This window comes from Rhizobium johnstonii 3841 (assembly GCF_000009265.1).
Classification (GTDB): Bacteria; Pseudomonadota; Alphaproteobacteria; order Rhizobiales; family Rhizobiaceae; genus Rhizobium; species Rhizobium acaciae.
Window position 1 is genome coordinate 213,215 of record NC_008379.1, and the last position, 21,787, is coordinate 235,001.

The 21,787-nt window shown below is 62.6% G+C and carries 23 protein-coding genes; 15 read left to right on the forward strand and 8 right to left on the reverse strand.

Going from position 1 to position 21,787, the window contains the following annotated elements:
• Nucleotides 1–20: 20 nt before the first annotated feature.
• Nucleotides 21–686, reverse strand: a complete 666-nt coding sequence (locus RL_RS26800; protein ID WP_011649712.1) for a GntR family transcriptional regulator — start codon at nucleotides 684–686, stop codon at nucleotides 21–23.
• 129 nt (nucleotides 687–815) lie between these two features.
• Between RL_RS26800 and RL_RS26805 the strand changes: the two genes are divergently transcribed.
• Together RL_RS26805 and RL_RS26810 are read left to right on the forward strand one after the other, a co-directional pair.
• Complete coding sequence (locus RL_RS26805) at nucleotides 816–2,012, forward strand: Tm-1-like ATP-binding domain-containing protein (RefSeq protein ID WP_011649713.1); 1,197 nt, start codon at nucleotides 816–818, stop codon at nucleotides 2,010–2,012.
• A complete protein-coding gene (locus tag RL_RS26810) occupies nucleotides 2,005–2,847 on the forward strand; it encodes a phosphoenolpyruvate hydrolase family protein (RefSeq protein ID WP_011649714.1) in 843 nt (280 codons plus the stop codon). Before RL_RS26805 ends, RL_RS26810 begins: the two co-directional genes overlap by 8 nt.
• A gap of 87 nt (nucleotides 2,848–2,934) precedes the next feature.
• Here RL_RS26810 and RL_RS26815 read toward each other — a convergent pair whose 3' ends face one another.
• Nucleotides 2,935–3,837, reverse strand: coding sequence for an NAD(P)-dependent oxidoreductase (locus RL_RS26815; RefSeq protein WP_011649715.1), 903 nt, complete (start codon nucleotides 3,835–3,837; stop codon nucleotides 2,935–2,937).
• Nucleotides 3,838–3,996: 159 nt separating this feature from the next.
• Here RL_RS26815 and RL_RS26820 point away from each other — a divergent pair, with 159 nt between their 5' ends.
• The 3 genes from RL_RS26820 to RL_RS26830 all read left to right on the forward strand — a co-directional run bounded on the left by RL_RS26820 (nucleotide 3,997) and on the right by RL_RS26830 (nucleotide 5,852).
• Nucleotides 3,997–4,464, forward strand: coding sequence for a universal stress protein (locus RL_RS26820; protein WP_011649716.1), 468 nt, complete (start codon nucleotides 3,997–3,999; stop codon nucleotides 4,462–4,464).
• Nucleotides 4,465–4,611: 147 nt separating this feature from the next.
• Nucleotides 4,612–5,526 carry a DnaJ C-terminal domain-containing protein gene (locus tag RL_RS26825; protein WP_011649717.1) on the forward strand — a complete coding sequence of 305 codons (915 nt, stop codon included), beginning with the start codon at nucleotides 4,612–4,614 and terminating at the stop codon, nucleotides 5,524–5,526.
• A gap of 2 nt (nucleotides 5,527–5,528) precedes the next feature.
• Nucleotides 5,529–5,852 carry a chaperone modulator CbpM gene (locus RL_RS26830; RefSeq protein WP_028743401.1) on the forward strand — a complete coding sequence of 108 codons (324 nt, stop codon included), beginning with the start codon at nucleotides 5,529–5,531 and terminating at the stop codon, nucleotides 5,850–5,852.
• Between the two features lie 16 nt (nucleotides 5,853–5,868).
• Here RL_RS26830 and RL_RS26835 read toward each other — a convergent pair whose 3' ends face one another.
• Genes RL_RS26835 through RL_RS26845 form a run of 3 tightly spaced genes read right to left on the reverse strand, consistent with a single transcriptional unit; the run spans nucleotide 5,869 to nucleotide 8,041 of the window.
• The gene (locus RL_RS26835) at nucleotides 5,869–6,798 is read right to left on the reverse strand and encodes a phosphatidate cytidylyltransferase (protein WP_011649719.1); all 930 of its coding nucleotides are present in this window, start codon (nucleotides 6,796–6,798) and stop codon (nucleotides 5,869–5,871) included.
• A complete protein-coding gene (locus RL_RS26840; protein WP_011649720.1) occupies nucleotides 6,795–7,415 on the reverse strand; it encodes a lysophospholipid acyltransferase family protein in 621 nt (206 codons plus the stop codon). The genes RL_RS26835 and RL_RS26840 overlap by 4 nt, the downstream gene beginning before the upstream one ends.
• A complete protein-coding gene (locus tag RL_RS26845; RefSeq protein ID WP_032993262.1) occupies nucleotides 7,412–8,041 on the reverse strand; it encodes a CDP-alcohol phosphatidyltransferase family protein in 630 nt (209 codons plus the stop codon). Before RL_RS26845 ends, RL_RS26840 begins: the two co-directional genes overlap by 4 nt.
• 216 nt (nucleotides 8,042–8,257) lie before the next feature.
• Between RL_RS26845 and RL_RS26850 the strand changes: the two genes are divergently transcribed.
• Genes RL_RS26850 through RL_RS26875 form a run of 6 tightly spaced genes read left to right on the forward strand, consistent with a single transcriptional unit; the run spans nucleotide 8,258 to nucleotide 15,488 of the window.
• Complete coding sequence (locus RL_RS26850; protein WP_011649722.1) at nucleotides 8,258–9,244, forward strand: BMP family protein; 987 nt, start codon at nucleotides 8,258–8,260, stop codon at nucleotides 9,242–9,244.
• Nucleotides 9,245–9,252: 8 nt separating this feature from the next.
• Nucleotides 9,253–10,665 carry an amidase gene (locus RL_RS26855; RefSeq protein WP_011649723.1) on the forward strand — a complete coding sequence of 471 codons (1,413 nt, stop codon included), beginning with the start codon at nucleotides 9,253–9,255 and terminating at the stop codon, nucleotides 10,663–10,665.
• A complete protein-coding gene (locus RL_RS26860; protein ID WP_011649724.1) occupies nucleotides 10,662–12,194 on the forward strand; it encodes an ABC transporter ATP-binding protein in 1,533 nt (510 codons plus the stop codon). Before RL_RS26855 ends, RL_RS26860 begins: the two co-directional genes overlap by 4 nt.
• Complete coding sequence (locus RL_RS26865; protein WP_011649725.1) at nucleotides 12,184–13,233, forward strand: ABC transporter permease; 1,050 nt, start codon at nucleotides 12,184–12,186, stop codon at nucleotides 13,231–13,233. The genes RL_RS26860 and RL_RS26865 overlap by 11 nt, the downstream gene beginning before the upstream one ends.
• On the forward strand, nucleotides 13,230–14,174 hold the full coding sequence (locus tag RL_RS26870) for an ABC transporter permease (RefSeq protein WP_028743404.1): 945 nt from the start codon (nucleotides 13,230–13,232) through the stop codon (nucleotides 14,172–14,174). The genes RL_RS26865 and RL_RS26870 overlap by 4 nt, the downstream gene beginning before the upstream one ends.
• Nucleotides 14,175–14,198: 24 nt before the next feature.
• Nucleotides 14,199–15,488 (forward strand): amidohydrolase family protein, encoded by a 1,290-nt coding sequence (locus tag RL_RS26875; RefSeq protein WP_011649727.1) that lies wholly within the window; start codon nucleotides 14,199–14,201, stop codon nucleotides 15,486–15,488.
• Between the two features lie 253 nt (nucleotides 15,489–15,741).
• Here RL_RS26875 and RL_RS26880 read toward each other — a convergent pair whose 3' ends face one another.
• On the reverse strand, nucleotides 15,742–16,440 hold the full coding sequence (locus RL_RS26880; RefSeq protein WP_011649728.1) for a ribonuclease activity regulator RraA: 699 nt from the start codon (nucleotides 16,438–16,440) through the stop codon (nucleotides 15,742–15,744).
• A gap of 27 nt (nucleotides 16,441–16,467) precedes the next feature.
• The gene (locus RL_RS26885; protein ID WP_011649729.1) at nucleotides 16,468–17,253 is read right to left on the reverse strand and encodes an SDR family oxidoreductase; all 786 of its coding nucleotides are present in this window, start codon (nucleotides 17,251–17,253) and stop codon (nucleotides 16,468–16,470) included.
• Nucleotides 17,254–17,350: 97 nt separating this feature from the next.
• Here RL_RS26885 and RL_RS26890 point away from each other — a divergent pair, with 97 nt between their 5' ends.
• Nucleotides 17,351–18,223 carry a LysR family transcriptional regulator gene (locus tag RL_RS26890; protein ID WP_011649730.1) on the forward strand — a complete coding sequence of 291 codons (873 nt, stop codon included), beginning with the start codon at nucleotides 17,351–17,353 and terminating at the stop codon, nucleotides 18,221–18,223.
• 6 nt (nucleotides 18,224–18,229) lie between these two features.
• Here RL_RS26890 and msrA read toward each other — a convergent pair whose 3' ends face one another.
• The gene (msrA, locus tag RL_RS26895; protein WP_011649731.1) at nucleotides 18,230–18,739 is read right to left on the reverse strand and encodes a peptide-methionine (S)-S-oxide reductase MsrA; all 510 of its coding nucleotides are present in this window, start codon (nucleotides 18,737–18,739) and stop codon (nucleotides 18,230–18,232) included.
• A gap of 185 nt (nucleotides 18,740–18,924) precedes the next feature.
• On the opposite strand from msrA, the gene RL_RS26900 reads away from it, so the two are divergent.
• From RL_RS26900 to RL_RS26910, 3 genes are read left to right on the forward strand one after another with little or no spacing between them, the layout of a single operon-like run.
• The gene (locus RL_RS26900) at nucleotides 18,925–20,070 is read left to right on the forward strand and encodes an extracellular solute-binding protein (protein WP_011649732.1); all 1,146 of its coding nucleotides are present in this window, start codon (nucleotides 18,925–18,927) and stop codon (nucleotides 20,068–20,070) included.
• Nucleotides 20,070–20,960, forward strand: coding sequence for an ABC transporter permease (locus RL_RS26905; RefSeq protein ID WP_011649733.1), 891 nt, complete (start codon nucleotides 20,070–20,072; stop codon nucleotides 20,958–20,960). The genes RL_RS26900 and RL_RS26905 overlap by 1 nt, the downstream gene beginning before the upstream one ends.
• On the forward strand, nucleotides 20,957–21,784 hold the full coding sequence (locus RL_RS26910) for an ABC transporter permease (RefSeq protein WP_011649734.1): 828 nt from the start codon (nucleotides 20,957–20,959) through the stop codon (nucleotides 21,782–21,784). Before RL_RS26905 ends, RL_RS26910 begins: the two co-directional genes overlap by 4 nt.
• Nucleotides 21,785–21,787: the final 3 nt, after the last annotated feature.

Here is a 21,787-nt window from a genome sequence, read left to right on the forward strand (position 1 = left end):
CCATCTGGCATTCCGGCCGGCTAACGCGCCGGATTCTTCTTCTGAAACCGTGCCATGACGGCTTGCTGGACATCGCTGATATGCGCGTGCATCAGGGCCTTGGCGCGCGCGATGTCGCGAGCCCTGAAAGCCTGCAGGATCTGATCGCGCTCCTCGGCTGCCCTCTCGGCCAGATCGCGGCTCTCATTGGCGATCGAGCGGCAGATCTGGATCTGCAGCGCGAGCCGCGCCAGCGTTTCGATCAGCGGCGCGCTTCCCGAAAGCTCGGCGATGGTCTCGTGAAACTCCTTGTCGCGAATGCCGTATGTCCCCATGTCGCCGCGGCGGAGTGCTGCCACCGCCTCATCCAGGATGCGCTCGAATCCGGCAATATGCCGATCGCTCATCTGCGGAACGGCGAGCTCGACGGCGAAGCATTCAAGCGTCTTGCGCAGATCGTAGAGGTCGTCGATCTCCTTAGGCGTGAAGCTGCGCACGAAAAAGCCGCGATAAGGCTTGATCTCGATCAGGCCCTCCTTGGCGAGCGTGCCGATTGCCTCGCGAAACGGCGTGCGGCTGACCTGCAGGCGTTCCGTCAGTTCTTTTTCGTCGATCGAGACGCCGCTCGGCAGCTCGCCGGAGACGATCAGGCGAACGATTTCCTCGTAGATCCGCTCGCGAAGGGTGAGGTGGCGCGGTGCGTTCATGATCTCCATTTCCGTCTGGTATTCGTGGACTAAGTATGCAATATACGAAAGAATATACAATATGGAAAATACAAAACTCGGAATTTTTCGGAAGACAGCCAAGATCGATCAGAAAAGGGAGGAAAACCAATGGGAAAGGTCTATATCGTCGGCACCTGCGACACCAAAGGCGCTGAACTGAACTATGCCAAAGAGGTGGTTTTTTCGGCCGGAGCCGATGCCGTGCTGGTCGATGTCGGTACGCTTGGGAAAGGCGCCGGCGCCGATATCCAGGCGCGCGAAGTCGCCGAATTTCATCTCGAGGGTGCGGCGGCCGTGCTCGGGCAGACCGATCGGGGAACGGCGGTTTCGGCCATGGCCAAGGCGTTGACGGCCTTTCTGAAATCGCGCGACGACATCGGTGCCGTCCTCGGCCTCGGCGGAACCGGCAATACTGCGCTTGTAACTGAGGCGATGCGGGCCCTTCCCATCGGTGTGCCGAAACTGATGGTCTCGACGGTGGCCTCGGGCAATGTGGCGCCCTATGTCGGCCCGAATGATCTCACCATGATGTATTCGGTCGTCGACGTAGCCGGCTTGAACGCGATCTCGCGCAGAGTGATCGGCAATGCCGGAAATGCGGCAGCCGGCATGGCCCGCAACGCCATCCCCGCCTCTAGGGATGATCGCCCGGGCATCGGCATGACTATGTTCGGCGTTACCACCTCCTGCGTCACCCAGATCCGCGAAATGCTTGGCCAGTCGCATGAAATCTACGTCTTCCATGCGACTGGCGTCGGTGGCCAGTCGATGGAGAAACTTGTCGATTCCGGTCTGTTGCAGGGCGTAATCGACGTGACGACGACTGAGGTTCCCGATCTTCTCATCGGCGGCGTCTTTCCGGCGACCGAAGATCGCTTCGGCGCCATCATCCGCACCGGTCTGCCCTATATCGGCTCGGTCGGCGCCGTGGATATGGTAAATTTCGGCGCGCACGAAACCGTGCCGGCGCCTTTCCGCGACCGTAAGCTTCACGTCCACAATGCGCAGGTGACCCTGATGCGTACCAGCCCGGAGGAAAATCGCAGGATCGGCGCCTTCATCGTCGCACGGCTCAACCGGATGCAGGGTTCGGTTCGCTTCCTGCTGCCGCTTCAGGGTGTTTCGGCAATCGATGCTGCCGGTCAGCCATTCCATGACCCCGAAGCCAACCAGGCGCTGTTTTCCGCCATTCGCGCCGGCTGGCGCGATGCGCCGAACAGGCGCCTCGTCGAGATAGACGCCCATATCAACAGCGCGGAATTTGCCGCGGCGCTCGTTGCCAGCTTCCATGAGATCCATGCCTGAGGAGAGAGTTTTGACCCGCATCAACCGAGACGATATTCTGAGCAAGCTTCGCCGCAAAATCGCCGATGGCCGGCCGATCATCGGCGGAGGCGCCGGCACCGGTCTTTCTGCCAAGAGCGAGGAAGCGGGTGGCATCGACCTGATCGTCATCTACAATTCCGGCCGTTACCGCATGGCCGGGCGCGGCTCGCTTGCCGGCCTGCTCGCCTATGGCAATGCCAACGAGATCGTCAAAGAAATGGGCCGCGAGGTCCTGCCGGTAGTGCGCCACACGCCGGTGCTCGCCGGTGTCAACGGCACCGATCCCTTCATGCTGCCCGATCACTTCCTCGACGAGTTGAAGGTAATGGGTTTTGCTGGCATCCAGAACTTTCCGACCGTCGGGCTGATCGACGGCACGTTCCGCGCCAATCTCGAAGAGACCGGCATGGGCTTCGATCTGGAAATCGATATCATCGCCCGCGCCAACGCCAAGGATATGCTGACGACGCCCTATGTCTTCAGCAGCAAGGACGCCATTGCCATGACTAGAGCCGGCGCTGATATCGTGGTCTGCCATCTCGGTCTGACCACGGGCGGTGCGATCGGTGCCGAAACGGCGCTGACGCTCGACGGATGTGTGGAGAAGATTAACGAATGGTCGGATGCCGCAAGGTCGGTGCGCGAGGATGTCATCGTGCTCTGCCATGGCGGGCCGATTGCCATGCCTGCGGATGCGGCCTATGTGCTCGCCCGCTGCAAGGGTTGCCACGGCTTTTACGGCGCGAGTTCAATGGAGCGATTGCCGACCGAGGTTGCGATCCGGGCGCAGGTCGAACAATTCGCGACGATATAGGCATGGCCTGGATTGGGCACGAAGCCTGCTACCGGCTCCACCGATGTGGGGCGCCGGCAGCAGCGAGCAATGGCTCGACCATCGTGGTCAGTTGTCGGTTCCGCGGTGAGCGATGATCTCGTCCAACTGTCCGACGAGCATGCGGCTGCCCTCGACGTCGTTCGCCATCCTGGAGAAGACGTCCGCCATGCCGCGGAAGATGGTTGCGGCCGGATCATCTTCTCCGAGGAAATCGGCAATCTCCTGCATTTCGGCAACCCACCGATAGGCTTTCGGATACATGTCGGGTATGGATCCCGACAGCTTGCGATCGATGTCGGGAAGGCTTTCGGAGAGCTCGGCTTGCAGGCTTTCGGCCGCACCGGAACGCGATGCGGCAAGCAGCATGGCGGTGCCAAGGCCGACAAATCCCTTATTGATGCCGGCATAACACATCTTCAGTGCCGAGGCGGCGCCGAGCGGTTTGTCGAGCCTGCGGATCCGCAGGCCGCAATCCTCGAGCAGCCGGCTTCGCTCCGCAATATCGCCGCTGATATAGATGGTCGGACCTGATTTGCCGGGGACCGGCGGCCCGCCGATGATCGCACCGTCAAGCACCTCGACGCTGCTGCCTTCGAAGCGTGCCGCCAACGCCTGCATGGTTTTCGGCGCAATCGCGTTGAGGTCGATGAAGGGCGGCGGCGCCTGCATCCCCGACGATATGTCCGCGACGAGTTCGGCGACCTTGATCGCCTCCGACGGCGGAACGATCGACAGGATCAGCTCGGCCTTCGTCAACTCCTGGCGGCCGACCGGCACCATGCCGGCTGCCTTTGCCCGCGCAATCGTCTGCTCGCTCCTGCCCTCGAGATAGGTGAGCACCATGGCGCCGTGGTCGATCAGCCGCTTGGCGACGGCACTTCCCATCGCACCCGATCCGATAATCGCAAAATTCGGCATGTGAACCTCAATCAATGACATCATAAAGTTAGAACTGTTGCCGATGGCCATATCGTCAACTGCGACGATTCAGCCGAAACCCCTTCCGAAGAGCCGGGCGCTTCGTGCCCGCTGCCGTTGCGGCGCTTTTTCTTGATATTCGTCAATGCCGCGACGGTCGACACCGGTATGATCGGTGCTATCATTCGCACTCGAGGATATGGATTTCAAATGTATCGGACGATCATCTGCGGCATCGGCATGGGTCCCCGCCAAACGGCCAGCCGCCTTCTGCGCCGGGCTGTAGCGCTGATGGACGAAGGCGGAAGCATCGTCGTCATGCACGTCATCGAGAATATCCCGCGCCGTCACCTGACGGAGCTTCCCGAGGAATTCGAAACGACCGCCATCGTCGACGCCGAAAGGAAACTAGCATCGCTCTGCAAGGAGCTGGGAATTCCGGCGATGATCGAGGTTCGCATCGGCGTTGCCGCCTCCCTGCTCGTCTCCGTCGCAAGGGAGAAATCGGCCGATCTTATCCTGGTTTCATCCCATGTGACCGATATCACCGACTACGTCTTCTCCTCGATCGTCGACAAGGTCGTGCGCCATGCCGGGTGCTCGGTTCTTATCGATCGGCGCCCCGATCACCCGTGGGAAGGCTCGGCGTCCCCGGCGGAAGACGCGGCGGTGTTCTAAGTAAGTTCTGGCGAGCTTGCGTGACAGCGGGCGCTTTGTCGGATTGACGTCGATCAGAGCGGCCGGCCTCCCCTCCCCGGCGGCGGCCCGACACCTATATCATTGCGAAGCCAACCAGCAGTATTCGCTGCCCGACCGGAGACATGTATGAGCCAGGATCCCTACGAGCTTCTGGGCGTGAAACGCGATGCGACGCAAAAGGATATTCAAAGCGCGTTCCGCAAGCTCGCCAAGAAACTTCACCCCGACCTTAACCCCGGCGACAAAAAAGCTGAGGAACAGTTCAAGCAAATTTCAACGGCCTACGAGATATTGAGTGACGAGGAAAAACGCGCACGCTTCGACCGCGGCGAGATCGATATAACCGGCGCCGAGCGGGCGCAGCGCAATTATTACCGCGACTACGCGTCGAAGAGCGGGCCTGGCGATCCCTACCACAACAGCGCCGGCTTTGCCGATTTCAGCGATGCCGACGATATCTTCGCCAGCTTCTTTTCACGTCGTGCCGACGGCGGCCAGACCCGTGGTCGTGGCCGTGACCGGCAATTTTCCATGGAGGTCGACTTTATCGAGGCCGTCAACGGCACCAGGACGGAGGTCAAGATGCCGAATGGTCCGGCGCTCGACGTACAGATCCCGCCGGGGACGCGCGACGGCCAGACCTTGCGGCTGCGCGGCAAGGGCGAGCCGGGCATCGGCGGTGGGCCGGTGGGCGATGCCCTGATCGAAATCCGTGTGCGCCCGCACCGCTTCTTTACGCGAGACGGCGACGATATCCGCCTGGAACTGCCGATCTCGCTCAGTGAGGCCGTGCTTGGTGGCAAGGTTCGCGTGCCGACGCCGTCGGGACCGGTCAATCTGACGCTGCCACCTCATTCGAACACGGGCAAGGTCCTGCGTCTCAAGAGCAAAGGTGTTCCAAAACGCGGCGGCGGACACGGCGATGTCTACATCTCGCTGAAGATCGTGCTGCCCGACGCCCCGGATGAACGGCTGACGGACTTGATGAAGGAATGGGCGACGGCAAACTCCTACGATCCGAGAAAAAACATGGAGGCTTGATCATGGATGATCTCGAATTCCGTCTTTACTTGAAAATCGACATCGTCCAGCTCGACCTCTGGATCGAACAGGGTTGGTTGATCCCGGAGACATCAGGCGGCCAGAGGCAATTTCGCGACGCCGACGTCGCACGCGCCCGGCTGATCCTGGACCTCATGGGAAACATGGGTGTCAACGAAGCCGGCGTCGATATCGTCATGGAGCTGGTCGACGAATTACACGGCCTCAGGGGCACGATGGGCAGACTGATGACCGCCATCGGCAAGCAGGAGCGGGATGTTCAGCGCCGGCTGTTCGAGAGCCTCGAGGAGATCGACCGGTTTTAAACGATCGGCGGAATTCTCAGGTGGTGAACCAATAGCGGACGATGTGGAAGAACAGCGGTGCGGCGAAGGTGATGGAGTCCAGGCGGTCGAGCACGCCGCCATGGCCCTCGATCACATATCCCCAGTCCTTGGCATTGAGATCGCGCTTGATGGCCGAGAGCACGAAGCCGCCGAAGAAGCCCGCGACGACGATGACCGTGCTGATGGCAGCGGCCTGCAGCGGCGAGAACGGCGTCAGTCGATAAAGCAGTGTTCCGACGAGGATGGCGGAGGCGCCGCCTCCGACCAGCCCTTCGATCGTCTTCGACGGGCTGATATTCGGCGAGAAACGGTGCTTTCCGAGGAGCTTACCCCAGACATACTGGAAGACGTCGCTGAGCTGTACGACCACGACCAGATAGACGAGGAGAAGTGCGGACGGCGTGCCGGTCTCCAGCATAAGGAGTGCGGGAGCGTGGCTGATCGAATAGACCGTCAGCATCAATCCCCATTGCACCCTGGCGCTGCGGGCGAGGAATTCGTTGACGTCACCCGTCAATGTCGCCACCGCCGGCAGGATCAGGAAGGCATAGACCGGGATGAAGATCGCAAACAGGCCGTACCACTCCGTTCCGAGCAGCACGTAATGCAGCGGCAGCACAACGAAGAAGGACAGGAAAAGCGCCAGATGATCGCCGCGCCGCGATGGTGTCAGCGTCCAGAATTCGCGAAGCGCCATGAAGGATAGAAATGCGAACAGGATGACCGTCGCCGTGTCGCCGAGCAGGATCGCGCCGCCGAACACGGCGACCATGATCCACCAGGAGCGGATACGGGCGTTGAGGTTCTGAACGGTGGCGACGGAGCCGGGTTCTGTCGCGCGTCGCTGCAGGATGAAACCGATGGCGGAGGCGACGGCAAGCAGGCCGAGGATAGCGGCTAGCACGAGAGAGAACATACTGGTCATGCGGTGTGCCCCCCATCCGCGAGTTCGATGACAGCGGCACGGGCGCGCGCCAGGAATTCAGCCTTTTCCTCGCCCGGTTCGACGCGCAGCGGTTTGCCGAAGCGCGCCGTGCAGGTGATCGGCACGATCAGCATGCTTCCCTTGGGCAGGATGCGCTGGAGGTTGTCGAGATGGATCGGCACCAGATCGACATCGGGGAAACGGCAGGCAAGGCGAAAGATGCCGCTGCGGAACGGGGCGATCTCATCGGTGGTGCTTCTCGTTCCTTCCGGGAAAATCAGGACTGAGCGCCCCTCCTCAAGCAGGCGCTCTATCGGAGCCAGCGGGTCGGTGTCCGGCGGAGGCTTGCGGTCTATCAACACGGCGCGCAGGCCTTTCTCTGCGATGAAACGGCGAAAGGCGCTCGTTCCCCAATAATCGCGCGCCGCAACCGGATGGGTCATCCGGCGCACCGGCCAGGGCAAGGCGGCCATGACGGCGACGGTATCGATATGGCTGTTGTGATTGGCGAAATAGATGCGGCGGCTGGGATCGGGCGCGCAGCCCCGCCACTCGCTTCGGGCGCCGACCAGGATACGGACGAACAGCACGAGAAGGCGACGGATGAGCGCGATCATAGTCTCTCCAGGGAACGGGCAAGCGTTATCGTGCGTGTGATGCAGGTGACAAGGCTGCCGGCCGTGATGACCGCGCATGCCAGGATCAGCGACCAGTGGCTGCCTGATATCAGCGTCTCGACGCTCTGGGCGAGGAGGCCCGCCGTCAGCACCGCCATGCGGCGCTGCTTGGCCATGACGCCGCTGAAGTCCTGGGGAAGACCGACCGATCCTCCGAAGACCCTGATATAGGCGGTGAGTGCGGCGAGCAGCGCAGTCAGCCAGCCTAGCCAGCCAAAGCCGCAGGCATAGCCGGCGGCGACGAGAAACAGGCTGTCGGCGACTCGGTCGGGGAATTCGTTGTAGAGCGGCCCGCTCTTGGTTTTCTTGCCGCCTTCGATCGCGACCATTCCGTCCAGCAGATTGCAAACGAGCCGCAGTTGCACCGAGATCGCGGCACAAACCATGGCGATCGGATGTGTTGTGAAAGCGATGAGCGCTGCGCCTATACCCGCGAATACGACCGATAAGAGCGAAATGCCGTTCGGTGTCGCGCCGCTCCGCGCCAGCCACGCGCTGAGGCCGATGGCCCAAGACGACGACCGGCTCGCGATCGGCCGCCGCGAGGCGCCCTCTTCTTCCCCCATTTCATGTCCCCCAGCCCCAATGATCCTTGCATATCCTGCCGATGTCGTCACGCCAAGACATAACACCTTGTAAATCCAGCCCATCGCCTCCGCGCTTCGATGAGCCGGCGGCGAGCATGGGTCGAACAGCCTGATTTTTAAGCCTGTTTGCTGCTTGACACATTTTTGGGCGCTACTATGATTTTTGAACCAAATGGTAAAAAAGGGGAACAATCAATGACCAAAGATATCCTGATTTCACGCCGGGCAGTGATCGCTTCCGGCATTGCGCTTGGGGTCAGCGGCTTTGCCCCGCTGGCAAGGGCGGCTGCGCCGCTGAAGGTTGCCGGCATTCATGCGTCGCCGGTCGAAAATGCCTGGAACTCCTGTCTGCACAAGGCCCTGCAGGACGCGGCCAAGGAAGGCGTGATCGAATATGTCTTCTCCGAAGGAGTCTCCGGCACCGATTATCCGCGCGCCATGCGCGAATATGCCGAACAGGGCAACAAGCTGATCATCGGCGAGGCCTATGCGGTGGAGAAAGAGGCCCGGCAGGTCGCGACCGACTATCCCGACACCGCTTTCGTGCTGGGTTCGAGCGGCGAGCAGGCCGGCGACAATTTCGGCGTCTTCGGCACCTGGAACCATGACGGCGCCTATCTCGCCGGCATGCTGGCGGGCAAGATGACCAAGTCGAACGTCGTCGGTTCGGTCGGCGCCATTCCGATCCCCGAGGTCAACATGCTGATCAATGCGTTCGCGGCGGGCGTCAAGGCGGTCAACCCGGACGCAAAGCACCTCGTCTCCTTCATCGGCACCTTCTTCGATCCGCCGAAGGCCCGTGAAGCCGGCCTTGCCCAGATCGACGCCGGCGCCGACATTCTGTTCGGCGAGCGTATCGGCACGGCCGATGCCGCCAAGGAGCGCGGCATCAAGTCGGTCGGCTCGCTGATCGACTATACGCCGCGTTATCCCGATACGGTGTTTGCCAACGCCATGTGGTATTTCCGGCCGATCCTGGACGCTGCGATCGCCGATGTCGCTGCCGGAAAACCGGTCGGCAGAAACTACACGTCCTACGGCCTGATGAAGGAAGGCGGCAGCGATATCGTCTTCGTGAAGGGTGTCGCGCCCGCCGAGGCGGAGGCTGCCATGGAAGCCAAGCGGGCGGAGATCAAGGCCGGCACCTTCGAAGTTCCGAAGATGATGGACGAGCCCAAGTAATTCGGCTGATGCGTGGCGATGCGACGGATCTGGTGGCGGCGATCAGGCATGGCAGCCTGAGCGCTGCGGAGGCGATGGAGGCGTCCCTTGCCGCAGCCGTGCTGCAGGAGCCGCTCGACGCGATCGCCTATCTTGATGCCGTCATGGGCCGAGCCTCGGCGGAGGCCCGCGACAGCGAGCGACGGAAAGAGCCCGATCGCTTTTCCATCAGGCCTTTCGCCGGTGTGCCGACCTTGGCGAAGGATCTTGGCGGCCCTTTTGCCGGGCTGCCGGTCACGGCCGGCTCCCGTCTCTTCGAAAGAAAGGGCGGCGAAGCGGATTCCGATCTGGCTGCCCGGTTCCGCGACGCCGGCTTCTGTCTGTTCGGCCTGACGACGAGCCCGGAATTCGGCCTGTCGCTCGCCAGCGAACCGGCGATCGGGCCTGTCTGTCGCAACCCACTCGATCCGACACGAACCGCGGGCGGCTCCTCCGGCGGTGCGGCGGCAGCGGTTGCCGCCGGTATCGTCGCGATTGCCCATGCGACCGATGCCGGCGGTTCGATCCGTGTGCCCGCCGCCTGCTGCGGCCTCGTCGGAATGAAGCCGACGCGCGGCGCCATTCCCGGCGGGCCATCCTTCGGCAACCACTTGGCCGGTATCGCCAGCGAACTCGCGGTCTGCCGCTCGGTTCGGGATACCGCGCTGATTTTCGACAGGCTGAGCGGCAAATCACGAGGACCCTTTCCTGACCCCTCCCCTGCCGATAGCGATAACGGCCGTTTGCGGATCGGCCTGCTTGCCGATACCGGATCGGCCTACCCGACAGACAACGTTCGGCTCGAAGCCGTGGAAGGTGCGGCCCGTGCGCTGGAGAACGACGGACACGAAATCGTTCCGCTGAGCTGGGCCGATTTCGAATGGAGCATCTCTGCCAGCGGCCGCGCCTTCGCCGATATCGTCTCCGTCAACCTCGCGGCACTCATCAAGGCGGCGGCGCTTGATGAAAGCAGGGCCGAGCCTCTGACGCAGGCCTTCGCGGCGCGCGGACGGGCACTCTCAGCGACATCGCTCTGGAACACGTTGAACGAGGCCGTCCAGGTGAGCGGTAAGCTCTGGGCGCTGTTCGACAGGGTCGATTGCATCCTGATGCCGATGCTGTCTTCCGCGCCTCTTGTGATAGGCTCCTTTCCGTCCGATCATGCCGACACGGATCTGCATCTCGAGCGGATGACGGCATTTGCGCCGCTTGCCTGCCTCGCCAATATTTCGGGTTTTCCTGCTTTGACACTGCCTTTCGGACAGGATGAGCACGCCATGCCGCTGCCAGTGCAGCTCATGGCGCCGATGGGTCACGAACTGCGTCTGCTGTCGCTTGCCGCACGCCTGGAGGCCGAGAGGCGGTGGCAGCATCGTTTTCCCATTGCGGGACTGCCGTCATGACCGGGCCTGTTCTGGAAATTATCGGCGTCAGCAAGCGCTTCGGCGACAATCTCGCCAATGACGATATCTCCATGACGCTCGCCAAGGGTGAGGTCGTGGCCTTGCTCGGCGAAAACGGTGCCGGCAAGACCACACTGATGAGCATCCTCTTCGGCCACTACATGCCGGACGCCGGCCGCATTCTGATCGAGGGCACGGAGGTACCGCAGGGCAAGCCGCGCGCAGCGATCCGCGCCGGCGTCGGCATGGTGCATCAGCATTTCTCGCTCGCGCCCAATCTGACCGTTCTCGAAAATGTCATGACCGGCACGGAAAGACTGTGGTCCTGGCGCTCGGGAACGTCAGCTGCACGGAAGAAGCTGCTCACAATTTCCGAACGTTTCGGCCTCAAGGTCGATCCGGATGCCCGCCTTGGCGACCTGTCGGTCGGCGAACAGCAGCGCGTCGAGATCCTCAAAGCGCTCTATAACGATGCCCGCATCCTGATCCTCGACGAGCCGACGGCGGTGCTGACCAATATCGAGGCCGAACGGCTGTTCACGACGCTGAGGGAAATGGCCCGCCAGGGCCTGTCTCTGATCTTCATCTCGCACAAGCTCGACGAGGTGATGGCGGCTGCCGACCGCATCGTCGTGCTCCGCGGCGGCAAGATGGTCGCCGAACGCAAGGCGTCGGACACCAGCAAGGCGGAACTCGCCGAACTGATGGTCGGGCGCCGTGTGACGCGGCCCGTGCGCGAGTCGTCGACACCGGGTGCGGTTGCCCTCGAAGCCTTCGATGTGACGGTGCGTAGCGGCGGCGTCGATCGGCTGAAGGCGATCAGCTTCCGGCTACACCAGGGCGAGATCCTCGGTATCATCGGCGTTTCCGGCAATGGCCAGGCGGCACTGGCGCATTTCCTCTCCGGCATAGTGGCGCGCAGCGGCGGCGACCTCCTGCTGTTCGGGGAAAGCGTCGGTAATCTCGGTGTTTCCGATGTCGTCGACGCCGGCATCGGACGCATTCCCGAGGACCGCAACGAGGAGGGCGTGATCGGCGAAATGGCGATCTGGGAAAACGTCGTGCTGGAGCGCATCGCATCGCCGGCCTTTTCGCGCCGTGGTCTCGTCAATCGCAAGGCAGGCATGGCCTTTGCCAGGGAGATCATCGACGGATTCGATGTCCGCGGCGGCGGCCCTGCCATCCGCACCCGGCTGCTTTCCGGCGGCAATATGCAGAAGCTCATTCTCGGCCGCAACCTGCATCGGCGGCCGCGCATCCTGATTGCCGCGCAGCCCGCGCGCGGCCTCGATGAAGGAGCCGTTGCGGCCGTGCACGCACGCCTGCTCGAAGCCCGCCGGCAGGGTACCGCCGTGCTGCTGATCTCGGAAGACCTCGACGAGGTGATCGCGCTTGCCGATCGCATACAGGCCATCGTCGGGGGCCGCCTGTCCCCACCCGTCGCGGCTGAAGACGCCGATGCCCGCAGGCTGGGGCTGATGATGGCCGGCGAATGGCAGCAAACCTCAGAGGCCGGCCATGCGATTTGAGCGCCGCGAACACCGTCCGCTTTACCTGCTGATCGTCACGCCAGTGATCGCGGTCATCGCAGCGCTGGCGCTGGCCGGCATCCTGATATCAATCGCCGGCGCGCCTGTTGTGGATGCCTATTGGCGCATCCTGACGGGCGCCTTCGGCTCCCGGCTGTCGGCGACCGAAACGCTGACGCGGGCAACGCCGCTGATGCTGACGGGGCTTGCCGCCGCTGTCGCTTTCCGGGCGCGGCTCTGGAATATCGGCGCCGAGGGCCAGTTCTATCTCGGCGCCATCGCCGTTGCGGCGGCAAGCTCGAAACTGTTCGGCAACCTTCCCGCCCCCATCCTCATTCCGCTGCTGCTGCTGGTCGGCGCCATTGCGGGCATGGTGCTGATCCTGATCCCGCTCTGGCTCAGGCTGCGCTTCTCGGTCGATGAAGTCGTCACCAGCTTGCTCTTGAACTTCATAGCCGTGCTGTTCGTCTCGATGCTGATCGATGGCGTTCTCAAGGATCCGCTGGCCTTTGGCTGGCCGCAGTCGCAATCCGTCAGTGATCACGCCATGCTGCCGAAGCTGATCGCCCGCTCGCGCCTGCATATCGGCTTTGCGATCGCGATCGCGCTGGCCATCATCGTCCATTTCATCCAGTCCCGCACCGTGTTCGGCATGCAGTCGCGCGCTGCGGGCCTCAATCCCGCCGGTGCCGTCTTCGCCGGCGTCCCCCTCGGCAGAACGCTGGTGAAGGTCGCCTGTTTCTCGGGCGGGCTTGCAGGGTTGGCGGGAGCGATCGAGGTGATGGGGGTCAAGGGTTATGTGACAACCGACCTGTCGCCAGGCTTCGGCTATGCCGGTATCGTCGTCGCCATGCTTGCCAACCTCAATCCACTCGGCGTCGTCTTCGCCGCCATTTTCACGGCCACCATGTTCGTGGGTGCGGACGGCATGAGCCGCGGCCTCGGCATCCCGACCTATATCGCCGATGTCACGGTGGCGTTGTCGCTGCTGACGATGCTGATTGCCTTGTTCTTTACCCAATACAGGATCCGGCGCTGATGCAGCTGTTCGACATCATCGCCTCCGCCGGGCTCTGGGCGGCGATCCTGCGGATCGCCACGCCGCTGATTTTCGGCACGCTCGGCGCCTTGCTCTGCGAGCGGGCGGGCGTGCTCAATCTCGGCATCGAAGGCATCATGACCTTCGGCGCGATGATCGGCTGGCTTTCCGTCTATCACGGCGCCGATCTCTGGACCGGCCTGCTGATTGCGGCGCTGGCCGGCGGCGTCTTCGGTCTGCTGCACGCGGGCCTGACGGTGACGTTGGGTCTCTCCCAGCATGTCTCCGGACTCGGCGTCACGCTGTTTGCCTCCAGCTTCAGCTATTATGTCTTCCGGCTGATCGTGCCGCTTGCCAATACTCCGCCCACCATCGTGCCGTTCCAGCCGATCGCCATTCCCGGTCTCTCGACATTGCCGTTCATCGGGCCGGCCTTCTTCACGCAGACGGCGCCGACCTATCTCGCGATCGCCATTGCCCTGCTGATGGCCTACATCATCTTCCGCACGCCAGTCGGCCTTGCAATCCGCATGACCGGCGAGAACCCGCATGCGGCCGAAGCCCAAGGCGTCAATCCGATGAAGGTGCGCTACGGTGCGGTGATTGCCGGGAGCGCGCTGATGGGAATGGGCGGCGCTTTCCTGACACTGTCGGCCTTCAACAGCTTTTTCCCCACAATGGTGCAAGGACGCGGCTGGATCTGCATCGCGCTTGTCGTCTTCGCCTCCTGGCGGCCGGGCCGCGCGCTGTTCGGCGCCCTGCTCTTCGCCTTCTTCGATGCCTTTCAGCTTCGGCTGCAAACCGCGCTGAGCGGGCTCGTGCCCTATCAGCTCTTTCTGATGACGCCCTATATCCTTTCGATTGCCGCCCTTGCCGTCATGGCCCGCCGCGCCCGCGTTCCACAGGCACTGATGCAGCCCTTTCGCCGCGGCGAACGCTGAAACAATCCACCCAATGAGGCTCCGATGTTCGATCTGATCGTCAGAAATGCAAATCTCCCCGATGGCCGAAAGGGGATCGATATCGGCATCCAGGGCGGCAAGATCATCGCTGTCGAGCACAATCTCCAGGCGCAGGCGGGGGAAGAAATCGACGCGACCGACCGGCTGGTCAGCCCGCCCTTCGTCGATCCGCATTTCCACATGGACGCCACCCTGTCGCTCGGCCTGCCGCGCATGAACGTATCCGGCACGCTGCTCGAGGGCATCGCGCTCTGGGGAGAGTTACGCCCGATCGTGACGAAGGAAGAACTGGTCGATCGTGCGCTGCGCTATTGTGATCTGGCGGTGACGCAGGGCCTGCTCTTCATCCGCAGCCATGTCGATACCAGTGACCCCAGACTGGTGACCGTCGAGGCGATGATCGAGGTGCGCGAGAAGGTCGCGCCCTATATCGATCTCCAACTGGTCGCCTTCCCGCAGGACGGTTATTACCGCTCGCCGGGCGCGATCGACGCGCTCAACCGAGCCCTCGACATGGGCGTCGATATCGTCGGCGGCATTCCGCATTTCGAACGGACGATGGGCGAAGGGACCGCTTCGGTCGAAGCGCTCTGCCGCATCGCCGCCGATCGCGGCCTGCCGGTCGACATCCATTGCGACGAAACCGACGATCCGCTGTCGCGCCATATCGAAACGCTGGCTGCGGAAACCATCCGCTTCGGCCTGCAGGGACGCGTCGCCGGCTCGCATCTGACCTCGATGCACTCGATGGACAATTATTACGTCTCCAAGCTCATTCCGCTGATGGCGGAGGCCGAGATCAACGTCATCCCCAATCCGCTGATCAACATCATGCTGCAGGGCCGGCACGACACCTATCCGAAACGCCGCGGCATGACTCGCGTGCGCGAATTGATGGATGCGGGGCTCAATGTTTCCTTCGGGCACGATTGCGTCATGGATCCCTGGTATTCGATGGGGTCGGGCGACATGCTGGAGGTCGGCCATATGGCGATCCATGTCGCGCAGATGGCCGGCATCGACGACAAGAAGAAGATCTTTGAGGCGCTGACCGTCAATTCGGCGAAGACGATGGGGATTGCAGGTTACGGCCTGGAAAAGGGACGCAGCGCCGACCTCGTCATCCTCCAGGCCAGCGACACGCTGGAGGCGCTGCGGCTGAAGCCGAACCGGCTGGCGGTAATCCGCCGCGGCAAGGTCATCGCCCGCTCAGCGCCGCGCATCGGCGAGCTTTTCCTCGACGGACGCCCGGCACGGATCGACGGCGGCCTGGATTATGTGCCTCGGTATTGAACGGCGGCGGAAGCTTACCGAAGCAGCTATAGATCGGAGTCAGCAAAATGGGGTCGCAAAGCTGAAACCCGCCAGACTGCTGACAAAGGCGGCCAACTCCTCTTTCGTCATGCTCGGGCTTGTCCCGAGTATCTACAGCCGGCTCAGCAGATCCTCGGCACAAGGCCGAGGATGACGCCGAGTGAAGAATGAGACTTTCAACAAACTGAGGGGTCGCGAAGCCGCGACCTCCTCAATCCGCCTGACCTGGAGATTACCTCTTCGAGGCCTCGTAGAGCGCCTTGGTTTCGGCGTTCATCGGGTAGAGGCCGGGCAGCGACACTCCTTCATCGATCCTGGTCATGATCCAGGCTTCCATGCGCTCCTGTTCCGGCGCTTCATCAAGCACCACCTCGAGCAGATCGGCCGGAATCAGCACCGCGCCGTCCTGGTCGACGACGATGATGTCGTCGGGGAAGACCGCAACGCCGCCGCAGCCGATCGGCTGCTGCCAGGCGACGAAGGTGAGGCCGGCGACCGAGGGGGGTGCTGCGACGCCGCGGCACCAGACCGGCAGGTTGGCATCGAGCACACCGGCAAGGTCGCGTATGACGCCGTCGGTGACGAGGGCTGCAACGCCTCTCTTCTGCATGCGGGCGCAGAGGATATCGCCGAAGATGCCGGCATCGGTGACGCCCATCGCGTCGACGACGGCGACACAGCCTTCCGGCATCGCTTCGATCGCGGCGCGCGTCGAGATCGGCGAGGCCCAGGATGCCGGCGTCGCCAGATCTTCGCGAGCCGGAACGAAGCGCAGGGTGAAGGCCGGGCCGACGATGCGCGGCTGGCCGGGCTTCAGCGGAACGGCGCCGCGGATCCAGACGTTCCGCAGGCCCTTCTTCAGAAGAACGGTCGTCAGGGTCGCCGTCGAGACGGTCTTGAGGGTTGTTATCGCTTCAGCGCTGAGGGCCATCGATGTTCGGTTCCAATTCGGTTTCTGTCAGATGCTCTGGATCATGCCGCCATCGACGCGGATCACCGATCCGGTCAGATAGGAGGCAGGCTCGCTCGCCAGGAAGGTGACGACATTGCCATATTCTTCCGGCCGGCCATAGCGGCCGAGCGGAATGCTGCCGGTGCTCTCAGTGACGACGTCATCGATGGAGCGGTTTTCGCGCTTGGCCTTCTGTTCGTCGAGGAAGGTGATGCGGCCGGTGGAGATCCGGCCGGGCAGGACGATGTTGACGGTGATGCCGTCGCGCCCGACCTCGCGCGCCAGCGTTTTCGACCAGCCCACCAGCGACAGGCGCAGCGCGTTTGAAATGCCGAGATTGGGGATCGGTGCGACCACGCCCGACGAGGTCGAGGTGACGATGCGTCCCCATTTGCGCGCCCGCATCTCAGGCAGCACCCGATCGGTAATGGCGATGACAGAGAGCACCATGCTCTGGAAATACTGGTTCCAGAGCGTTGGATCCTGGCCGGAGACGGTGGTCGGCGGTGGGCCACCGGTATTGTTGACGAGGATATCGACCGGTCCGAACTGGCGCTCGATTGCAGCGACATGGGCATCGATCGAACCGAGATCGGAAAGGTCCCATTGCAGTGCGAGCGCCTTGCCACCTTCGGATTCGATCGCAGCCGCGGTCTTCTCAGCGGCGGCGAGATCGATATCCGCCGCGGCAATTCTGGCGCCTTCGCGCGCAAGCTTGGCGGCAATCGCACTGCCCAGTCCGCCGCCGGCGCCAAGCACCAGGGCCGTCTTGTCCTTCAGGCCGAAATCCATTTCATCCATCTCCTCATAGGGTGGGGCCATCTTTGGGAGCAATGGATTGTAAATAAAATATCGCTTCTGCTTCGTTCAAGAGATAGAAAAACTATCGATGGACACACGTTTTCTCGAAACCTTCATCGTCGTTGCCGAGCGGCACTCGCTGGCGGAGGCGGCCCAGCGGCTGAACCTTACGCCTGCCGCTGTGGCCCAGCGCATCCGCGCATTGGAGGCCGAGCTCGGGGTGCGGCTGCTGGTGCGCTCCGGCCGCGTGATGCGGCCGACGGAAGCGGGTTTTGCCATTCTCGACCGCTGCAGGGATCTGGTGCGCGATACACGCGACCTGAAGGCGATGGCCGGTACCGCGACGATTTCGGGCGAGATGCGGATCGGGGCGATCAATACGGCGCTGACCGGTCTCATTCCCGGCATTCTCCACCGCCTTGCGCAGGACTATCCGCTGATCGAAATCTTCCTCAAGCCGGGCGCGTCGATGGATCTCTATGCCGAGGTTCTCAGCGGCACGCTGGATGCCGCCTTCATCATCGAGCCGCGATTTCCGATGCAGAAGACGCTGACCTTCAACAAGCTGCGCCAGGAACCCCTGGTGCTGATCGCTCCGCGGGACTGCGAGGGCGCGGATCCGCTCGAACTGCTGCAGACCCTGCCCTTCATCCGCTACGACCGCAACCAGTGGGGTGGTCATATCGCCGACGAATATCTGCGCGAGATCGGCATCCGCCCGGTCGAGCGTTATGAACTCGACGCGCTGGAGGCGATAGCGGTGATGGTAGACCGCGGTCTCGGGATCTCGATCGTGCCGGATTGGGCGCCGCCCTGGCCGGCGGGATTAGATATCGTCAAGCTGCCCCTGCCCCGCTCGTCCGCTGTGCGCACGGTCGGCATCGTGGTGACGCGATCCTCGCCACGGGCAAATCTCGTCGCCGCGCTTCTGGAAACCAGCCGCGCGGCGATGGAGCTCTGATCAATTTCAGGCGATCTTCTGGCGGACCGGCAGTTTCCAGCCGGGCCGGACGAAATGGCAGGTATAGCCGTTCGGAATCCGCTCCAGATAATCCTGGTGTTCGGGCTCGGCCTCCCAGAAATCGCTGACCGGCACGACTTCGGTGACGACCTTGCCGGGCCACAGGCCTGATGCGTCGACATCGGCGATCGTGTCTTTGGCGACGCGCTCCTGCTCAGGGGTGACGTAGAAGATTGCCGAGCGGTAGCTCAAGCCAACATCATTACCCTGGCGGTTGCGCGTGCTCGGGTCGTGGATCTGGAAGAAGAATTCGAGGATTTCCCGATAGCTGATCCTTGCGGGGTCGAAGATGATCTCGATCGCCTCGGCATGGGTTCCGTGGTTGCGGTAGGTGGCATTCGGCACATCGCCGCCGCTATAGCCGACGCGGGTCGAAATCACGCCCTTGTATCGGCGGATGAGGTCCTGCATGCCCCAGAAGCAACCACCGGCGAGGACTGCACGTTCTTCGGTCATTGGATATCTCCTTTTCCGCAAGAGATAGTATCTCGTGCCGCCGATTTCCACACGGTGCAAAGAGCACAGCTGTGCAATTTCCCTCAGATACGCCCGATCTGTCATGTCGATGTTACGCGCCGGCGCTAGCAAGGCCTTGGACAATCCTGCGGAGGCTGAGCCTCGACACCTGATGGAGACGGGTTATGAATAGACGCGAATTTCTGATCACATCGTCGGCTGCAGCCGGTCTGCTGGCTCTTCCGCGTTTCGCATCGGCTGCGGCCGGCACGATCGATCTCTACAGCGGTTCGGATGCCAACATCGTCGACCTCTGGAACAACTCCATCCGCCCGGCCTTCGAAAAGGCGCATCCGGGTGTTGCCCTGAAGGTCACCGATGCCGGCGACAATAACGGTCTGCGCGCCATCGCCGACCGTGCGCTCGCCGCGCTGAAGACGAAGACCGATCCGCAGGCCGACCTTTTCGAACAATTCGATCCGCGCCTGCCGTCCGGCGGCATCGATGCCGGCCTCTGGGTGAAGTTCTCCGGCGAGAACATCGAGGGCTACGACCATATCAACCCGCTTGCCTTCGACACTCCCTACTCCCTTCCCTATCGCGGTTCGCAGGTCCTTCTCGCCTACGACACGACCAAGCTCGATCCGAAGGATGCGCCGAAGAGCTGGGATCAACTCACCGCCTGGATCAAGGCCAATCCGGGCCAGTTCATTTACAACCGTCCTGATAAGGGCGGTTCGGGCGGAAACTTCGTACGCCGCGCGATCCATGAGGCCAATGGCCGCGATCCGAAGAAGTTCAAGATCGACAATTTCACCGCCGACTTCGCCACTGAGACGCTGACGCCGGCCTGGAAAATCCTCAACGACCTCGCCCCGGCGCTCTATGACAAAGGCGCCTATACGGCCGGCAACACCCAGTCGATCCAACTGCTCGCCCAGGGCGTCGTCACCATGGTGCCGGTCTGGTCGGACCAGGTGCTGCAGGCAATCTCCCAGGGCGTATTGCCTGATACGACCGGCATTGTGCAGCTTAGCGATCTTGCCCTTTGCGGCGGCTTCTCCAGCATCACCGTGTTCTCGAACGGCGCCAACAAGGATGCGGCGTTGAAGCTTGCCGCATTCATGCTGACGAAGGAAATGCAGGAAGCGATCATCACCGGGATCGGCGGTTTCCCTGCCGTCTCCTGGGACCACATCTCCGACGAGCTCCGCAAGAAATATGCCGACGTCATTCCGGCGACCATCCCGACCTTCCCGGGCGGCGACTGGGAAAAGGCGATCGCTGACGGCTGGTATCGCAACGTTGCTCCGGGCATCAGCCGCACCTGATGTCCACTGATACTGCGCCGGCGGTTCTGCGCCGTCACCGGTCCATCAACAGGGGGAGCTCTATCGGGCTCCTCCTCGTTGCCCTGCCGGTCCTCCTGCTCGCATGGCTGATCGTCTTTCCGATCTTTTCGGCGGTCGTCGGCACGATCTTCGTTCGAGGCCCTGACGGCGCGATGGAATTCTCGCTTGCCTCCTACCGCTTCTTCTTCACCGACAGCTACAGCCTCGGCAATTTGTGGCTGACGCTCTGGACCACCGCCGTCTGCGGCATTCTGCTTCTGGCGATCGGCCTTCCGATCGCGCTTTACCTCCGGTTCTCGCAAGGGCGTCTTGCCGCCTATGTGCAGGCTCTTGCGATCTTCCCGATGTTCGTGCCGTCGATCATCCTCGCCTATGCGCTGATCAGGACCATCGGGCCGAACGGCACCGTCGACCTGTTGCTGAACGCTGTCAGCCTGCCCAAGCTGCGCACGCCCTATCTGACGCCCTGGGGACCGGTCATCGGCCTTGTCTGGGACAATCTTCCCTTGACGGTGCTGATGCTGACGGCCGGGCTCTCCTCCGTTTCGAACAGCGCCATCGAGGCCGCACGCGATGTCGGCGCAGGGCCGCTCCGGGTGTTCCTCTCGATTATCCTGCCGCGCATGGGCAATTCCCTGCTGGTGACCGCGTCCTTCGCCGTGCTCGGCATCTTCTCCGCCTTCACCCTGCCCTATGTGCTGGGCTCCGCATCGCCGGAGATGATGGGGCCGTTCATGCAGCGCACCTTCGCCGACATGAACGACCCGCTGAACGCCATGACCCAGGCCGTCATCACCTTCGGCTTCTGCCTGGTCTTCGGTATCTTCTATATCAGGTCGATCGTCCGTAACCGCGAGGCCCAGCCATGAGTGCCGGTAGATCGGGCACGGACCTTCGCTTCGACTGGATCGGCATGCTCTTCGCGTGCCTGCTGACGCTGTTCATCGCGCTGCCGCTGATCGTCGTCGGAACATGGGCTTTCACGGAGGTCTGGCGTTATCCATCGGTGATCCCGCAGCAATTCGGCCTGCGTTTCTGGGGCCAGACGCTGGCGCGTCCGGATGTCTGGGACGCGCTCTTCCTCAGCCTGCGACTGACGACGACGGTCACCATTCTTTCCGCCGTGATCTGCCTTCCCGCGGCTTACGCCTTCGCGCGCATGCGCTTTCCCGGCAGGAACATCCTGTTCCTGTCGTTCCTCGCATCGCATGCCTTCCCGAAATTCGGCCTGCTCGTCGCCATTGCCGGCATCTTCCTGCAACTCGGCTTGATCAGCACCTTCTGGGGCGTCGTGCTGATCCAGCTTGTCGGCACGCTGATGCTGATGATCTGGATCCCGGTCGCAGCCTTCCAGAATGTCGACCGGCGCATGGAAGAGGCGGCGCGCGATGCGGGTGCCACGCCGCTGCGCGTCTTCTGGTCGATCACTCTGCCGCAGGCTGGACCCACGATCGCAGCCGCACTGCTTTTGACTTTCGTCGGCACCTTCTACGAGACCGAAGGCGCCTGGCTGGTCGGCGCGCCTCAGGTCCGCACCATGCCGGTGCTGATGATCAGCTTCATCAACAATCAGATCGTCGTGCAATACGGCGCCGTACTGTCAGTCATGCTGTGGGTGCCGTCCTTCATCGCGCTGATGTTTGCGCGCCGCGTAATTGGCACCGGCGCGTTCGCACGAGGCTTCGGCGCGTGAGGC

Bases quoted from the DNA above. Each gene is read 5' to 3' on its own strand.
- RL_RS26800 (WP_011649712.1), bottom strand. From the start codon at position 686: ATGAACGCACCGCGCCACCTCACCCTTCGCGAGCGGATCTACGAGGAA.
- RL_RS26805 (WP_011649713.1), top strand. From the start codon at position 816: ATGGGAAAGGTCTATATCGTCGGCACCTGCGACACCAAAGGCGCTGAA.
- RL_RS26810 (WP_011649714.1), top strand. From the start codon at position 2,005: ATGCCTGAGGAGAGAGTTTTGACCCGCATCAACCGAGACGATATTCTG.
- RL_RS26815 (WP_011649715.1), bottom strand. From the start codon at position 3,837: ATGGCCATCGGCAACAGTTCTAACTTTATGATGTCATTGATTGAGGTT.
- RL_RS26820 (WP_011649716.1), top strand. From the start codon at position 3,997: ATGTATCGGACGATCATCTGCGGCATCGGCATGGGTCCCCGCCAAACG.
- RL_RS26825 (WP_011649717.1), top strand. From the start codon at position 4,612: ATGAGCCAGGATCCCTACGAGCTTCTGGGCGTGAAACGCGATGCGACG.
- RL_RS26830 (WP_028743401.1), top strand. From the start codon at position 5,529: ATGGATGATCTCGAATTCCGTCTTTACTTGAAAATCGACATCGTCCAG.
- RL_RS26835 (WP_011649719.1), bottom strand. From the start codon at position 6,798: ATGACCAGTATGTTCTCTCTCGTGCTAGCCGCTATCCTCGGCCTGCTT.
- RL_RS26840 (WP_011649720.1), bottom strand. From the start codon at position 7,415: ATGATCGCGCTCATCCGTCGCCTTCTCGTGCTGTTCGTCCGTATCCTG.
- RL_RS26845 (WP_032993262.1), bottom strand. From the start codon at position 8,041: ATGGGGGAAGAAGAGGGCGCCTCGCGGCGGCCGATCGCGAGCCGGTCG.
- RL_RS26850 (WP_011649722.1), top strand. From the start codon at position 8,258: ATGACCAAAGATATCCTGATTTCACGCCGGGCAGTGATCGCTTCCGGC.
- RL_RS26855 (WP_011649723.1), top strand. From the start codon at position 9,253: ATGCGTGGCGATGCGACGGATCTGGTGGCGGCGATCAGGCATGGCAGC.
- RL_RS26860 (WP_011649724.1), top strand. From the start codon at position 10,662: ATGACCGGGCCTGTTCTGGAAATTATCGGCGTCAGCAAGCGCTTCGGC.
- RL_RS26865 (WP_011649725.1), top strand. From the start codon at position 12,184: ATGCGATTTGAGCGCCGCGAACACCGTCCGCTTTACCTGCTGATCGTC.
- RL_RS26875 (WP_011649727.1), top strand. From the start codon at position 14,199: ATGTTCGATCTGATCGTCAGAAATGCAAATCTCCCCGATGGCCGAAAG.
- RL_RS26880 (WP_011649728.1), bottom strand. From the start codon at position 16,440: ATGGCCCTCAGCGCTGAAGCGATAACAACCCTCAAGACCGTCTCGACG.
- RL_RS26885 (WP_011649729.1), bottom strand. From the start codon at position 17,253: ATGGATTTCGGCCTGAAGGACAAGACGGCCCTGGTGCTTGGCGCCGGC.
- RL_RS26890 (WP_011649730.1), top strand. From the start codon at position 17,351: ATGGACACACGTTTTCTCGAAACCTTCATCGTCGTTGCCGAGCGGCAC.
- msrA (WP_011649731.1), bottom strand. From the start codon at position 18,739: ATGACCGAAGAACGTGCAGTCCTCGCCGGTGGTTGCTTCTGGGGCATG.
- RL_RS26900 (WP_011649732.1), top strand. From the start codon at position 18,925: ATGAATAGACGCGAATTTCTGATCACATCGTCGGCTGCAGCCGGTCTG.
- RL_RS26905 (WP_011649733.1), top strand. From the start codon at position 20,070: ATGTCCACTGATACTGCGCCGGCGGTTCTGCGCCGTCACCGGTCCATC.
- RL_RS26910 (WP_011649734.1), top strand. From the start codon at position 20,957: ATGAGTGCCGGTAGATCGGGCACGGACCTTCGCTTCGACTGGATCGGC.